Here is a 14,788-nt window from a genome sequence, read left to right on the forward strand (position 1 = left end):
CATCACCGGTCCGGGATATTATTATATACGCCTTCATGCATCGTAATTCCTGCTCCAATCTTCACATGGAAAATAAAGGACAAATACGGAACGGAGCCTATTCCCCGTTCCGTATATATATTTCTAACCAAATTACCTTTTTAAGCAAATATCAGGCATTAAATTACCAGACGAGCTTGGAGAAATCTGCAAAAGCCTTCAAGTCTTTGTCAATGGATGCGAGAAGACCCAACCGATTTGCTCTAATTGCTTCATCTTCAGCCATGACCATGACCGAGTCAAAGAAGGAAGTTATCGGCTCTCTCCATTCAGCTGCTATGCTTAGTGCCTTCTCCGCATCCCTCGCGGTCAATGCCTCGCGATAAGCCTGTGCTGTGGAGCTCCATGCTTTATACAATGTACGTTCACCTGCTTCGACAAAGACCTCCTCAGTCACAGAGGCATTCGACGCCTTGGCTGCGAGGTTGCCTACACGGTTAAACGAATCAACGGTAGATTTAAATTCACCAGCTGTCTCCACCGTGCTCATTAGTGCCATACCACGGTTCACAACAGATACGATATCATCATACCCTGCGCTGATCACCGCATCCACAACATCATAACGCATCGTTTCAGACAAGAGCTTCTTAACACGCAATGCGAAGAACTCCTGCAGGTCCTTACGGATATCATCCTTGGAACGCTTCATCGCCCGCATGTTCTCATGGATTTCAATTCCGATCTCGAAGATCTCATCAAGTGTGATCGGCAGCTTATGATCAAGCGCGATTTGTACAATGCCTGCAGCCTGACGACGCAGTGCATACGGATCCTGAGAGCCGGTAGGGATAATGCCGATAGAGAAGCATCCCACAATCGTATCTATTTTATCCGCAATGCTTACAATTGAACCAACAATAGAAGCAGGTACTGTATCCGACGCGCTTCTTGGCTGGTAATGCTCAAATACAGCCTTTGCTACTTCAGGGCGTTCTCCTGCGCGCAGCGCATAATCTTCACCCATGACACCTTGCAGCTCTGGGAATTCATACACCATCTGTGTGACAAGATCAAATTTGCAAATGTCCGCTGCCCGGCTTACCAGATCCACTTGATCCGCAGAAACCTGAAGCTTGGCTGCAAGCGTATCAGCGATCTTGCGAATGCGGCGAACCTTATCTCCTACCGTACCGATTTCTTCCTGGAATACGATGCTTTCCAGCTTCGATAGCGCATCTTTGATCTGCAGCTTTTGATCTTCCTCGTAAAAGAATTTCGCATCAGACAGACGAGCACGTAATACTTTTTCATTCCCTTTTGCAATGACGTCAAGAGATTCCGCTCCCCCATTACGAACCGTAACAAAATAAGGAAGCAATTTGCTGTTCTCGTCCAGTACCGGGAAATAACGCTGATGCTCTCTCATGGAAGTAATCAGCACATCCTGCGGGATGTCCAGGAACGATGCTTCGAATGAACCGTAGAGTACAGTCGGTGTTTCAACGAGAAACAGTACTTCTTCCAGCAAATCCTCTTTAATAGCAATCGTCCAATTCTTCTTAGCTGCCAAAGCTTCGATCTGGCTCACGATAAGTGCACGGCGCTCTTCAATGTCAACAATGACATGCTGTTCACGAAGGGCCTCTACATAGGCAGACGGCTCTGAGATCGTCGTGTCTGAACCGAGGAAACGGTGCCCTCTCGATATATTCCCCGACTTCACACCTGCAATCTCAATATCGATAACATCGGAACCGAACATCGCCACGATCCAGCGAATAGGTCTAACAAATTTCAAGTCATAAGCAGCCCAGCGCATAAATTTAGGGAAAGTCATCGCATGCAGCACCTGAAGCAGTCCGTCTGCAAGCACCTCTGAAGTCTGGATACCTTTACTGCTCTTCGTAGCATAGATGTATTCTACGCCGCTCAATTCTTTGAAGGTAAACTGCTCAGGTTCTACACCTTGGCTTCTGGCAAAACCAAGTGCAGCTTTACTCCAGTTTCCGTTGTCATCGAGTGCAATTTTTCGGGAAGGACCTTTAACTTCCTCTTCAATATCCTCCTGCTTCTCAATGACATCCTTGATGATAACAGTCAATCGGCGTGGAGTGGCATAGGCCAGAACTTCGCCGTGAGTGACTCTTACACTGTCCAACCATTTAACAAGCCTGTCTTCGAGCTGCTCTATCGCTCCCCGAACAAAACGTGCAGGCACTTCCTCAAGACCGATCTCAAATAACAAATCTTTAGACATTATAGTGCACCTCCTTGTTTGAGCAGCGGGAATCCGAGCTTCTCGCGTTCCTCCAGATAGGTGGCCGCTACTTGTCGAGCCAAGTTACGCACTCTGGTAATATACCCCGTGCGTTCTGTAACACTGATGGCTCCTCGTGCATCGAGGAGGTTAAATGTGTGGGAACATTTAAGAACATAATCATAAGCAGGGAATACCAAATGCTGATCCATCGCTTTTTTGGCTTCTTCCTCGTACATGTTGAACAGAGTGAACAGCATGCGCACATCAGAAACCTCAAAGGTATACTTGGAGTGTTCATATTCCGGGTGTTTAAATACATCACCGTAAGTAATGCCGTTAACCCACTCTAGTTCGAATACGTTGTCCTTGTCCTGTATATAAGAAGCAAGACGCTCCATACCGTAAGTAATTTCAACGGAAACCGGATGAGTTTCAATACCACCTACCTGCTGAAAATAAGTGAATTGAGTGATTTCCATGCCATCCAGCCATACCTCCCAGCCTAGACCTGCGCAGCCAAGCGACGGGTTCTCCCAGTTGTCTTCAACAAACCGGATGTCATGCTTCTTAGCATCAATACCAAGAGCCTGAAGGCTCTCTAGGTAGATCTCCTGAATGTTATCTGGCGAAGGCTTGATGATCACCTGGAATTGATGATGCTGATACAGCCGGTTCGGGTTCTCTCCATACCGTCCATCCGATGGCCGTCTGGAAGGCTCTACATAAGCTACCTTCCATGGCTCAGGACCAATTGAACGCAAGAAAGTCATCGGATTCATCGTTCCGGCGCCTTTTTCCGTGTCATAAGGCTGAACAATAATACAGTTATGCTTTGCCCAGAAATCTTGCAGCGTCAATATCATTTGCTGGAAGTTCATTTTCATTTCTCTCCTTTGCAAGGTAAACTATTTCAAGTGCGCGAGGACAGCAAAAAGCCCCCGTCCTACGCCTGATGTTCAGACGTAGGGACGAGAGCTACTCCCGCGGTTCCACCCTACTTGACTGCACTCTGAAGAGTACAATCCACTTTTCCGTATCCATTTCATGCTCACGAGTGCCATTTCCTAAACCCGACCTGCCGGACTTTCACCATCTCCGACTCGCTCATTAACCAAAGGTCCTTTATTTAGTACTTTCTCGATCAACACATGTCTCATAAAGAGATATTACTATGAATAATAGCTTATATGTCATGTCATTGTCAAGCTGAACTCCCGGCATCGCAGCTTCTTCACTTTGAAGTCCAACGAAATAGTGCTATTTTCAATTAAAAGCCGTATTTGTCCATTTGATCGAGAAAATTACGAGATTTTAAATTCAAACCAAGCTGCTGATCCATGAAAGCTCGCATGATCTTCTTTATCTCCAGTTTGGTCTCATCACGAACAGAGACGTTTCCCAGCCGCTGCAGATCGACCAAGGCAAATAAACGAAGCAGCTTCAGCGCCCTAGGTGAAATGGACAATGCAGGCGGATCGAAATGCTTGCAGGCCCTGCACAGTGTTCCTCCGAGTCCTGGACTTATAAAATATTCCTCATCCGGTCTTTCCCGGCCGCATGATATGCAGGTAGTCAATTCAGGTGCATAACCAGCGGATTGCAATATTTTCATTTCATAAAGAGAAATGATAACAGCAGGATCTTTGTCTTCATTAAGTGCCGTAAGGCATGCTTTTAATTGCTTAAACCAAAAGCTTCCCGTCTCCTCATCCTGCAGCACGCGGTCGAGCAACTCACAAGCATAAGAGGCATAGGCAGCTTTAACGATATCTTCGCGCAGCAAATGGTGAGATTCAATAATCTCACCTTGGTTTAACGTTCCGAGCCCCTGATTTCGAAAAAAAACATATTCTCCGTGAGTAAAGACCTGTGTCAACCCGGCATGACGGCTTTTCGGTTTCTTGGCTCCACGAACCAAAACTCCTATTTTGCCTCCACTTTCGGTGCAAAGCGTAATAATTTTGTTCCCCTCACCGTAGTCCATACTGCGGATGACGATGCCTTCCAACCTATATAGCATGTCTCATCCCCCAATAGAAAGTCATGCTGTACTCTTTTAGGATTCGGTCTGTAATTCATCATAAGCCTCTCCCTCTGCGTCAGCATCTGCCCCTGCTTCACCCATGCTGCACGCACAGGATTCCTTGTATAACAGATAGGCATCGACATCTCCTGTCTTTGCAAAATACGTCCACGAAAAATCTCGCACAAGTATTCATCCTCTCTCTTCGGAAATGACGTGATAAGCATCTACGAATAGGATGTGCAGGGCTGTTGTTTCTATGCGATACATTAACTGGAATTGCTTGCTCACGAGAGGTTAGGCTGTTCATGTTTATTGACCGAAATTATGCGTCCCGATGGAAACCTAAATCTTTAAGTACACGCTCTTGATTACGCCAATCCTTCTTAACCTTTACCCACAGCTCCAGAAAAATTTTGGAACCGAGCAGTCTTTCAATATCTTGTCTGGAACGCTTTCCGACCTCTTTAAGCAGCGAGCCCTGTTTGCCGATAATAATCCCTTTTTGGGAATCGCGTTCTACGAAAATGACGGCAGATACCTGCACCGTTCCATTTTCTTGCACACGCATATCCTCAATGGTGACCGCGATGGAATGCGGCACTTCCTCACGGGTCATATGCAGAATTTTTTCGCGAATGAGCTCTGCAATGACAAATTGCTCCGGGTGATCTGTAATTTGATCATCAGGATAATATTTCGGACCTTCTGGCAAATACTTTTTGATCTGATCCATTAATGTATTGACATTATTTCCAAATTTGGCAGAGATCGGCACAATTTCAGCAAAATCAAGCAGATTGCGATATTGATCAATAAGAGGCAGCAGCGCTTCAGGCTCCACCTGATCAATCTTGTTCAGCACAAGGAACACAGGCGTCCGGACATTTTTGAGCTGTTCGGCAATAAAGCGGTCCCCGCCGCCCATTCCTTCAGAAGCATCGACGAGAAATAATACGGCCTCCACTTCGGAGAACGTATTAAACGCCGTTTGATTCATGAAATCTCCAAGCTTGGACTGGCGCTTATGAATTCCGGGTGTATCCAAGAATACGATTTGATTATCTTCTGCCGTATAAACCCCATGAATTTTGTTGCGAGTGGTTTGAGGCTTATCCGACATAATTGCAATTTTTTGTCCGATGACTTGATTCATCAGTGTAGATTTTCCAACATTGGGTCTGCCAATAATGGCAACAAATCCGGATTTAAAAGCTGTTTTAGACATATTTTCCTCCAAAAAGGGTCAATACCCTTATCCTTTTTATGCTTTCTCCAGAGCTTCCGGCCCAAAAGCGCCGGGCAGCAGATCGGTGATCGTTGTCTCCCGAATTTCTCCCTTGAGGTTGCCAAGGTATACAGGCATGCTGCTGTCACATAGTTCAAGTATAACTTGCCGGCACACCCCGCACGGTGCAATAGGTTCTTCCGTGTCGCCTACGACTGCCAGTGCCTTGAATCTGCGGGGGGCATGACCACTCGCAATGGCACTGAACAGTGCTGTACGCTCTGCGCAATTGCTCGGACTATAAGCTGCATTTTCAATATTGCATCCATGATATATATACCCATCTTCCCCTAAAAGCGCAGCGCCTACGCCAAATTTGGAATAAGGAATATATGCTTTTTTTCTTGCTTCGATCGCTTCCTGCATGAGCTGATTTGCATCCATATTTGTACCTCTTTTCGATTATTGTAAACGTGTATATAACGATGAGTTAAAAAATCCATCTAATGAACGGTTTAAGGTAGACAAAAATGCCGATGATGACGGCAAAAACCGCCGCCAGCAGTACAGCTCCGGCAGCGGTATCTTTGGCGGCTTTGGCCAGCGGGTGAATCTCGGGGGATGCAAGGTCAACAACGATCTCAATCGCTGTGTTAAGCAGCTCTGTCACAATTACAAAACCTATTGCCAAACTAATGAACATCCAATCCGTACGTGAAATATCCAGAAGCCATCCGGCAGCAACGGCCACTAGAGCAAGAACAGCATGAACCCGCAGGTTCCGTTGTGTTCTAAAGCCGTAAATCAGCCCTTCCATCGCATTTCGGAATACATCCACTATGGACCGTTGTCTCATTAGCGTGTCAACCCGACGCTTGCCAAGACAGCTTCTTGTTTACCCATCATTTCAGCTTCGCTTGTTTCATCCTGATGATCATACCCCAGCAGGTGGAGAAAGCCATGAACGAACAAAAATCCAAGCTCCCTTTCCACAGAATGACCGTATTCCTCGCTCTGTGCGATAGCCGTAGGGACAGAAATGATAATGTCACCGAGTACATCCGGAACGTCCACCGATTCGCCTTCCTCTAATTCATATACAATGTCAAGCTCTTCATCCAGCGTTTCATTCATTGCAAATGAAAGCACATCGGTAGGGCGGTCTATTCCGCGATACTCCTTGTTCAGTTCATGGATCTCTTCATCATTGACGAATGTAAGTGCAACCTCGCCTTCGTCTACACCTTCCATTTCGGCCGCTTTTTCAAGCAGTTGAGTCAGAAGAGAGATAAGCTCATCACTGATATTATATTGTTCTTGATTATTATCCCATGCAAGCTGCACACTCATATGGCATGCTCCTTTGTTTCAATAAATGTGATTTGAATTAACTATCTTTTGGTTTCTTGATCTCTTCAGGATACTCAATTCTCGAATGAAAAATCCCCATGACCGTCTCTTTCAGTGTCCTGGAAATAATGTCGAGCTCCCTCATGGTAAGATCACAATCGTTAAGCTGATGATCGTCCAGTCTGCTCTTAACGATCTTCTCGATCATGGATTCAACCTGTTCCACAGTAGGCTTGCGCAGTGATCGCACTGCAGCCTCTACACTGTCAGCGATGCCCACAATCGCTGCTTCTTTGGACTGAGCCTTCGGTCCCGGATATCTGAAGTCTTCTTCCGTAAAATCCGGTTCTACGCCTGCTTCTTCAGCCTGTTTCAGCGCCTTATGGTAGAAATAATGGAGGAACGTTGTACCATGATGCTGCTCCGCAATATCCCTTATTCGTTTAGGAAGCTTGTAATCCTTCTGCATCTCCACACCGTCTCTGGCATGTGAAATGATGATGGACTTGCTAAGCTTGGGATCCAGCGTATCATGCGGGTTCTCCATATTGTTCTGATTCTCGATAAAATAAATCGGTCTTTTCGTTTTGCCAATATCATGATAATACGAACCGACTCTGCATAGCAGTCCGTCAGCACCAATTGCTTCTGCAGCAGCCTCCGATAAATTCCCAACCATGACACTATGATGATAGGTACCTGGTGTTTCTGTCAGCAGCTTACGCAGCAGCGGATGGTTAGGGTTCGACAGCTCCACCAGCTTCAGAGCTGACAAAATACCGAATAATGATTCGAAGAATGGCATCAGCCCAATGGCAAGGACAGCCATCAAAATGCCGCCAGCAAAAGCAAAGCCTACACTATACATCGCTGCAGTTCGATCCCATTCCCCATTGCCAAGTATGGCCAGCATAAAGACTACGAGTGAGCCGATCAGAGAAACGATGATACCGCTCTTAAGCAGGGTCGAACGCTGACTAGCCTTATCCGTTGCGAAAATAGCCGCAAAGCTGATGATAATCGTAAACAGTCCAAAATTAAAGTCAAAGTTCTCGTTCAGCTGCGTGTTCAGGATAATGCTGCTTAGTATGCCGAAGATAATAGCACACACGTAAGCGAGGGGAATATCCAGCAGCTGCGTAATCAGCATGACACCAATCCCTACGGGAGCCAAGTAGCCGACATAGGCTCGGTTGTCATTTTGTAAGAAGCTGATGAGATGCATGCATCCGATCGTGATCGCGAAGATGCAGAACAGCATCAGGAGCTGAGAATTATTGTATTTGAACTCTGGACTGCTGATTTGTTTCATGTACATCAGAATTCCAATCGACAAACTGAACGATAAGAGCAGCAGCCCAAGCTGAGGCCAGTAGTTAACCTCGTCGCGAAGCAGCTTGTTGTCTTCCAGCAGCTTGTACACTTCTTCAGTAATAATCTCACCTTTGGCTACAAGTGTTTCGCCCTCTTCAATGAAGACCTGAGGTGTGTTCTCTCTTGCTCTTGCCTTGGCTTCTTTCGTTGCTTCCTCATCATAAAATTTGTTTGCCGTTATAACAAACCGAGTAAGCTCCTGTACGACCTCACGTGCAGTTCTATCCGTCAGGGAGCTGGTATTGACCATCTCAGCTACCTTGGCTCTTGGGGTTGAAGCATCCGTGATCTGGTCAACCATTAATCTTGATACGAGCTCACGGGCAACAGGCTTCATCTCCTGTATCTGTTCAGAGGACAACCGGGCGATCTTGATATAGGTCTCCTCCGGAATTCGGTAGGATTGCTCCTGTGTTACTCTATGAATCTCATCAAGCAATGCATCCGAATAGGTGCCTGTTCCCCGGTTGTTATTGATATAATTCGTAATCGAGTCACTTAGTCTTTGGGGAATTTCATCCTTATAGATCTCAATCTTATCTTCTCGGGAAATATCATCCTGATTGAGTCTGTCAATCCGATCCAATATGGAGGTCACCAAGTTCTCGTTTCGTAACGATACAATCTGATACACCGGCTGAACCGCTTCAGCAGCTTCCTCTGCTGCAATCGCCCTTGCCTGATTATCCTGTATCTGCATAGGAGCCTTGATTTCTTTTTCGCTGCGAGTTCCCTGCACAATATCATATCGTTCAGGCAGAAGACCTGGCGCCAGGCTGACGTAAAACAGAATCATCAGAAACAAAAACAGAAGATAGCGGACTCCTCTGCTATTCTTCCATCCAAGCTTTCTATTCTGAATAGATTTGTCCTTCGACAATTCCTTAAGGGTCATCCCACGACAATCCCTTCCTATTCTTGATTTTCGGCGGCTCGGTCATACGCGGTAATAATTTTTTGCACAAGAGTATGCCGCACGACATCCTGTTCTGTAAAATAGACAAACCCGATCTCTTCTACACCTTCGAGGATTGCCTTAGCATCAATGAGTCCAGATTTTTTCCCGCGGGGAAGGTCAATTTGCGTCACATCACCGGTAATGACCATCTTGGAACCAAATCCAAGCCGTGTCAAAAACATCTTCATCTGTTCTGGCGTTGTATTCTGTGCCTCATCCAGAATGATGAATGAATCATCAAGTGTCCGTCCGCGCATATAAGCAAGTGGAGCGATTTCAATTAATCCGCGTTCAAGTGCTTTGGCTGTCTGATCAGGACCCATAACGTCGTACAGAGCATCGTACAGCGGTCTCAGGTACGGGTCCACCTTCTCCTGTAGATCACCTGGCAAGAATCCGAGATTCTCTCCCGCTTCCACCGCTGGACGCGTCAGCACAATCCTTTTGACAGAACCTTCCTTCAGCGCTGCAACAGCTAGAACTACAGCAAGATACGTCTTACCTGTACCCGCCGGGCCGATGCCGAACACAATATCACGTTTTTTGATCGTCGTCACATAATGCTTCTGGCCAATCGTCTTCACTCGAATCGGCTTGCCGCGATATGTATTCGTAATCTCACCTTTAAATAGATCAAGAAGCTGATCCGCCCGCAGATCCTTAGCCAATTCAATGGCATACTGGACATCTCTTTCGGATAGGATATGGCCGTTACGGATAAGTACGAGCAGCACCTCAAACAGCTGACCCATGATCTCTACTTCCTGTTCCTTGCCTCTAATCGTTATTTCTGCTTCCCGGGAGTCAACAGTCGCCGGAATCTGCAATTCCATCATTTTAAGAAAAGCGTCCTGTGGTCCAAATAACGACTGCCCTTCTCCCGCGTTCTGAAGCGAGATTCGAATGCTGTAATTATTATCTGACAAATAGCCTCATTCTCCTTGACTTGGACTTGGGTTATGAACGAGCGGAAGCTCTTCCGCTATACTTTCTTCTACTTCGAAAAGCACTTTCATATAAACTTTACCATTCTCTTTCTTCTCATGCAAAATTTTTTCACTTATAATCTTTGTTCCTTTCCCATTTTTCGCTAAAATATCGTTTTTTGCTGCTGTAATTCCATACTGTTTGGCTTCTGCCTCACTCGGAGTAAGCTCCCTATAGTTCGTCTCCCTGTCTGTCTCCGTCATCCAGCCAATCGGCAGCTTAAATGACCTCCACGTGAGCGGCTCAACATCCGTTATGGTCTCGTATTTACTGAACGGTGTTTTATCATATCCCCAATACTGAATAGCCCAGTCTCCGATGACGATATACCTCCGCTCTTTCGATTCGCCTGAATAGGTAACCTGCTTCTGAACAAGCGGCACTTCAATGTTGTATTCGTGCCATACCAGTCCCTTTACGTTACCTTTGGCTACGACCAATTCACTGTTCTCCTCGTCACCCAATATGCCTGAGATAAGGATTGAGCCCTTTTTAACACGTGTATTCTTCTGCACTACAGGTCTTCCCTGTTCAGCATAAATTTCCGTAATTACCGCATCCGCTTTGCTCACAAGATGTCTCGGATTTAACAAGGGCTGCTTCTCAGGCTCGTCTGCCTCGACAACTTGAATTGTAAATTTTGTTCCTTCCCGGTTGACTCCGATCCATGCCGCAGCCGGCAGCTGCTTGATCAAATCTCTAGCCAGCTTGTCCTGTGTTGGCAGCCGAAAGGACCATTGAAACGGATATAACCCCTCTTGTTTTGCTGCAGCCAGAATCTCCTCCTCTGTTATTTTGACATTTCCCTTCACCTCTACATCCCATACAAGCGAAGTCATCGAGAATAAGATGGCAAAAAACAGAAATGCGCCCGCAACAAACATTTTTCTTCTCAATAGACGAGCTAGAAAAAAAGGAAAGCCGATGCGCTTCTTTACACGAACACGGCAGCCTGTCCGCCGCAAGAGCGGGCGCAGCTTGAAGAAATCTCGAAGTAAAATGTTCAAGCTGGCGCTGCTCTCACCTATCGATTGAATCTCCCAAACCTGAAGACCTCTGACAGCAATCTGGTTAATCATCGCTTCAAGGTCTCCACCCAGGAGAACAATATGAACACTTCCTCTCAAATTGGCTAGACTCGGTGTCTTCACTTTTCATCCCCCGTTCCCAGGTACTGTATATTGGTAATCCGCCCTTCCACAGCTACTTCTTCCGGGAGAATGGTGCGAATCATCAGATTGTTTCCGCTGATCTCGAGCCTCCCGATGGATAAATCCAGTACGAGCCGTTCTTCGGAGAAGTGAGCCACACCGCGATGATTTTCTATGTATAGTTGATTACTTCCAATCAGGGTTAGCCTGGGCGTGTCAAAAAGAACATCCTGCGGCAAATCGAGTGCTTCGCTGGTCCATTTGCGCAAATTGCGGCTGATTCGGGTCATTGGGCTGGTCTTCCCCCTTCCTGTACTTTAAACCATATGCAGTAAATTTCTGTTTTATGAAAGCATCGAAACACAAAAAAAACCGTCTTTTCTCATAAGAGAAAAAACGGCTTCAAATAGCTTATTTCCGCTGCCTCGTAAAGGACTGCTTCGCACGTGGCGGTCCTAATATCTCGGCCCAAATGATTCCTTTACGAATCTCATCTGAGCTTAATGGGGCATGGTTCGCACTAGCATCTGTTGTTGTTTCAAGAGGTTTCACCCTGGAGGCCTTCTGCCGCTGAGCCTTATGCTCAAGTTTCAGCCTTGCACGCTCCGTACGCATCTTCTCCACTTCAAGCTCCCGCAGCTTTTGCTCCAGCGCCTCGTTCTGAGCTGCAGCATATGCAGGCTGAGGCTGATCAGAATAGGAAGACGAATCGTCCTCGTAATTTTCATTTTCTTCCTCGTCATCCTCATACCTCGTGTCATAAGGCCGTTGCTGCTGACGAGCGTCCTGAGGATGATTACCGGGACGCGGAGCCCTTTGGGAAGGATGCTCGTCATTCGGCTTCTTGCTCTTTCCTATAAAGGACACCAATGCGAAAATAGCACCCAGCACAAAAATGAAGTTATTCATCACCCATTCGATAAGGTTCATTGACATCCACCACCTTATTTATTAGGGTTTGATTCGTCGTTGTCTCCCTGGCGATCATCAGGTCTTGCGATGGAGCCACGCATTTGAGTATCTGCTTCAATGTTGCGGTAATTCATATAATCCATGACACCGATTTGACCATTACGGAAAGCTTCAGCCATCGCAAGCGGTACTTCAGACTCGGATTCAACAACGCGCGCTCTCATTTCTACGACGCGAGCCTTCATCTCTTGTTCCTGAGCAACGGCCATCGCGCGGCGCTCTTCCGCTTTTGCCTGAGCAATCCGCTTGTCTGCCTCAGCTTGCTCTGTTTGCAGATCCGCACCGATGTTATTGCCTACGCTGACATCGGCAATATCGATAGACAGGATCTCGAATGCTGTACCGGCATCAAGTCCTTTTTCAAGTACAGTACGAGAAATCCGGTCTGGATGCTCAAGCACGTCTTTGTGAGAATCTGAGGAACCATTTGTACTTACGATCCCTTCGCCTACACGGGCGATGATCGTCTCTTCACCAGCACCACCGACGAGTCTGTCAATGTTCGCACGAACGGTAACTCGCGCTTTAACCTTCACTTCGATACCATCTTTTGCTACGGCAGATACTACCGGTGTCTCAATGACACGCGGGTTAACGCTCATTTGCACCGCTTGCAGAACATCGCGCCCTGCAAGGTCAATCGCTGCAGCACGTTCAAATTCAAGCGGAATATTCGCACGCTGAGCAGCAATAAGGGAATTCACGACACGGTCGACGTTACCGCCGGCCAAGTAATGGCTCTCGAGCTGATTAATATTGAGTCCAAGACCTGCTTTGGTCGCCTTGATCAATGGATTCACAATACGGCTTGGTGTTACCCGTCTAAGTCTCATGGCTACAAGTGTGATAATGCTGATTCGTACACCGGATGCAAGAGCTGAAATCCAGAGCATAACCGGGAAGAAGCTGAAGAATACGCTAAGAACGATGATCACGACGACCGCGATCAGAAGAATAGGTACGATACCTGACTCCATCATTGATTAAATTCCTCCAAGAACTTATTATTTTGACTTACGATATTGCCTTTCGCATTGTGTATAAACGCAGCATAACCCTTAATTAGGGATTTAAACGCTTGACGACAACCCGTGTTCCTTCTACTTTATGAACTGTTATCTGCTCATTAGCCGAAATAAAGCTGCCTTCTGTGACCACATCTACATTCTCTCCATCAATGACAGCGGTACCGGAAGGGCGGAGTGTAGTCAGACTGATTCCATTCTTTCCGATCAAATCTTCTCTAGTCCGGATCGAAGAGTAGCCTTGGTCTGCTGTCATGCTATCTCTGAGAATAAATCGGTTCCATATCCCGCGCTCCTTGAACATAATCGCGACAATAATAACAACCGCTATCGCTGCCGCTCCCGCAATACCGAGGGAGAACAGCGCTGTTCCCGTGTCGTACGCGGCTCGAACTACACCTGCAATCAAGCTTACCGAGCCTAATATCCCCAGGATACCGAAGCTTGGAACAAACAGCTCGGCTACCAGCAGCGCCAGACCGATAATGAAGAGGAACCAGGTCTCGGAACCACCGATGCCTGCCACATAGCTGCCTCCGAAGTACAGCGCAAAGCTGATAATGCCTATAATACCCGGAACGCCAAAGCCAGGAACAAACAATTCGATCAGAATACCAGCGATACCGAGAAACAACAGAATGGTAGATACCACCGGATGTGTGAGGAATGTGGATATCTTCTCAAACGTAGTTGGCTCCATCACATATAGGTTATCTGAGGAATATTCAAGCCATGCAGCAACTTCTGCAGGGGTCGAGGCAATCTTATCCGCATAACCTACCTCAAGTGCCTCATTCGCGGTCAAAGAGATAACCTGTCCCTGTTGCTTCGTCTTGTTAATCTCCGGCATTTCAACAACCATGTTAAGGTCTGTCATGCCCTGCGCAATCTCACCGTTCCGGTCGTTCTTCTCCGCGGCCGCCTGCATATTCGCCTTCCATGTAGCAACCGCCTTCGGATCCTCAATATAGTTGTTGCTGGCATCAACGAGTGCTGCAGCACCGATTGTGCTGCCAGGTGACATCGCGATATGATCAGCCGTTAATGCAATATAGCTGCCCGCCGATGCGGCATCACCATGTATAAAAGCCGCCACCGGGATACTGCTGCTCTGAATCATATCACCGATTTCCTTCGTCGTCTGGACCAATCCGCCCGGCGTATTAATTTGCAATACAATAAGCCCTGCTTCCATTTCTCCCGCTTCCTTGAACCCTCGTTCCATAAACTTGTGGAGCCCGCGTTCAATAGGCCGATCGACCGGTATCACATACACCGCTCCGGATTTCGCAGCCTGTGCGGATGGCATGCCGAATAATGAGGAGAACATTGTGAGCAGGACAATAGCGATCATCACAACAGAGAAATTCCACTTTTTCAAGGTGAATGCCAAATTTATAACCTCCCTCCTGTATAAGTCTATAATGTCACCATATGTCGTATATTACGCTTCATGCAAGCCTTACGTTTCAAAAAAG

15 protein-coding genes are annotated in these 14,788 nt (G+C 46.8%); all 15 read right to left on the reverse strand.

What is annotated here, in order from left to right:
- Positions 1-163: 163 nt before the first annotated feature.
- The gene (glyS, locus tag BM415_RS13080) at positions 164-2,239 is read right to left on the reverse strand and encodes a glycine--tRNA ligase subunit beta (RefSeq protein ID WP_091158601.1); all 2,076 of its coding nucleotides are present in this window, start codon (positions 2,237-2,239) and stop codon (positions 164-166) included.
- Positions 2,239-3,120, reverse strand: a complete 882-nt coding sequence (glyQ, locus tag BM415_RS13085) for a glycine--tRNA ligase subunit alpha (RefSeq protein WP_091158603.1) — start codon at positions 3,118-3,120, stop codon at positions 2,239-2,241. The genes glyS and glyQ overlap by 1 nt, the downstream gene beginning before the upstream one ends.
- Before the next feature lie 389 nt (positions 3,121-3,509).
- Positions 3,510-4,262 carry a DNA repair protein RecO gene (recO, locus tag BM415_RS13090; RefSeq protein ID WP_091158605.1) on the reverse strand — a complete coding sequence of 251 codons (753 nt, stop codon included), beginning with the start codon at positions 4,260-4,262 and terminating at the stop codon, positions 3,510-3,512.
- 36 nt (positions 4,263-4,298) lie between these two features.
- Entirely contained in the window at positions 4,299-4,451 is a 153-nt protein-coding gene (locus tag BM415_RS13095) for a YqzL family protein (protein ID WP_091158606.1), read from the reverse strand.
- 139 nt (positions 4,452-4,590) lie between these two features.
- Positions 4,591-5,493: a GTPase Era gene (era, locus tag BM415_RS13100; RefSeq protein WP_047910827.1), complete on the reverse strand. Its 903-nt coding sequence runs from the start codon at positions 5,491-5,493 to the stop codon at positions 4,591-4,593.
- A gap of 36 nt (positions 5,494-5,529) precedes the next feature.
- Entirely contained in the window at positions 5,530-5,937 is a 408-nt protein-coding gene (locus BM415_RS13105; protein WP_091158608.1) for a cytidine deaminase, read from the reverse strand.
- A 46-nt stretch (positions 5,938-5,983) separates the two neighbouring features.
- The gene (locus BM415_RS13110) at positions 5,984-6,349 is read right to left on the reverse strand and encodes a diacylglycerol kinase family protein (RefSeq protein ID WP_091158610.1); all 366 of its coding nucleotides are present in this window, start codon (positions 6,347-6,349) and stop codon (positions 5,984-5,986) included.
- Positions 6,349-6,843 carry an rRNA maturation RNase YbeY gene (ybeY, locus tag BM415_RS13115; protein WP_091158611.1) on the reverse strand — a complete coding sequence of 165 codons (495 nt, stop codon included), beginning with the start codon at positions 6,841-6,843 and terminating at the stop codon, positions 6,349-6,351. The genes BM415_RS13110 and ybeY overlap by 1 nt, the downstream gene beginning before the upstream one ends.
- A gap of 37 nt (positions 6,844-6,880) precedes the next feature.
- Entirely contained in the window at positions 6,881-9,112 is a 2,232-nt protein-coding gene (locus BM415_RS13120; protein ID WP_091158613.1) for an HD family phosphohydrolase, read from the reverse strand.
- Between the two features lie 17 nt (positions 9,113-9,129).
- A complete protein-coding gene (locus BM415_RS13125) occupies positions 9,130-10,101 on the reverse strand; it encodes a PhoH family protein (protein WP_091158615.1) in 972 nt (323 codons plus the stop codon).
- Between the two features lie 6 nt (positions 10,102-10,107).
- The gene (gene yqfD / locus BM415_RS13130) at positions 10,108-11,313 is read right to left on the reverse strand and encodes a sporulation protein YqfD (RefSeq protein ID WP_091158617.1); all 1,206 of its coding nucleotides are present in this window, start codon (positions 11,311-11,313) and stop codon (positions 10,108-10,110) included.
- On the reverse strand, positions 11,310-11,603 hold the full coding sequence (yqfC, locus tag BM415_RS13135) for a sporulation protein YqfC (protein ID WP_091158618.1): 294 nt from the start codon (positions 11,601-11,603) through the stop codon (positions 11,310-11,312). The genes yqfD and yqfC overlap by 4 nt, the downstream gene beginning before the upstream one ends.
- A 121-nt stretch (positions 11,604-11,724) precedes the next feature.
- Positions 11,725-12,243 (reverse strand): hypothetical protein, encoded by a 519-nt coding sequence (locus BM415_RS13140; RefSeq protein ID WP_091158620.1) that lies wholly within the window; start codon positions 12,241-12,243, stop codon positions 11,725-11,727.
- A gap of 14 nt (positions 12,244-12,257) precedes the next feature.
- Positions 12,258-13,265, reverse strand: a complete 1,008-nt coding sequence (gene floA, locus BM415_RS13145; RefSeq protein WP_091158621.1) for a flotillin-like protein FloA — start codon at positions 13,263-13,265, stop codon at positions 12,258-12,260.
- Positions 13,266-13,347: 82 nt separating this feature from the next.
- Positions 13,348-14,664, reverse strand: coding sequence for an NfeD family protein (locus BM415_RS13150; protein ID WP_091159252.1), 1,317 nt, complete (start codon positions 14,662-14,664; stop codon positions 13,348-13,350).
- Between the last annotated feature and the right edge of the window lie 124 nt (positions 14,665-14,788).

The sequence above is a fragment of the Paenibacillus sp. 453mf genome, assembly GCF_900116105.1.
Classification (GTDB): domain Bacteria; phylum Bacillota; class Bacilli; order Paenibacillales; family Paenibacillaceae; genus Paenibacillus; species Paenibacillus provencensis.

Excerpts from the sequence above, each read along its gene's own strand:
- ybeY (WP_091158611.1), bottom strand. The coding sequence starts at position 6,843 with ATGAGTGTGCAGCTTGCATGGGATAATAATCAAGAACAATATAATATC.
- BM415_RS13150 (WP_091159252.1), bottom strand. The coding sequence starts at position 14,664 with ATGATCGCTATTGTCCTGCTCACAATGTTCTCCTCATTATTCGGCATG.
- BM415_RS13120 (WP_091158613.1), bottom strand. The coding sequence starts at position 9,112 with ATGACCCTTAAGGAATTGTCGAAGGACAAATCTATTCAGAATAGAAAG.
- glyS (WP_091158601.1), bottom strand. The coding sequence starts at position 2,239 with ATGTCTAAAGATTTGTTATTTGAGATCGGTCTTGAGGAAGTGCCTGCA.
- floA (WP_091158621.1), bottom strand. The coding sequence starts at position 13,265 with ATGATGGAGTCAGGTATCGTACCTATTCTTCTGATCGCGGTCGTCGTG.
- BM415_RS13110 (WP_091158610.1), bottom strand. The coding sequence starts at position 6,349 with ATGAGACAACGGTCCATAGTGGATGTATTCCGAAATGCGATGGAAGGG.
- glyQ (WP_091158603.1), bottom strand. The coding sequence starts at position 3,120 with ATGAACTTCCAGCAAATGATATTGACGCTGCAAGATTTCTGGGCAAAG.
- era (WP_047910827.1), bottom strand. The coding sequence starts at position 5,493 with ATGTCTAAAACAGCTTTTAAATCCGGATTTGTTGCCATTATTGGCAGA.
- yqfC (WP_091158618.1), bottom strand. The coding sequence starts at position 11,603 with ATGACCCGAATCAGCCGCAATTTGCGCAAATGGACCAGCGAAGCACTC.
- BM415_RS13140 (WP_091158620.1), bottom strand. The coding sequence starts at position 12,243 with ATGAACCTTATCGAATGGGTGATGAATAACTTCATTTTTGTGCTGGGT.
- BM415_RS13105 (WP_091158608.1), bottom strand. The coding sequence starts at position 5,937 with ATGGATGCAAATCAGCTCATGCAGGAAGCGATCGAAGCAAGAAAAAAA.
- recO (WP_091158605.1), bottom strand. The coding sequence starts at position 4,262 with ATGCTATATAGGTTGGAAGGCATCGTCATCCGCAGTATGGACTACGGT.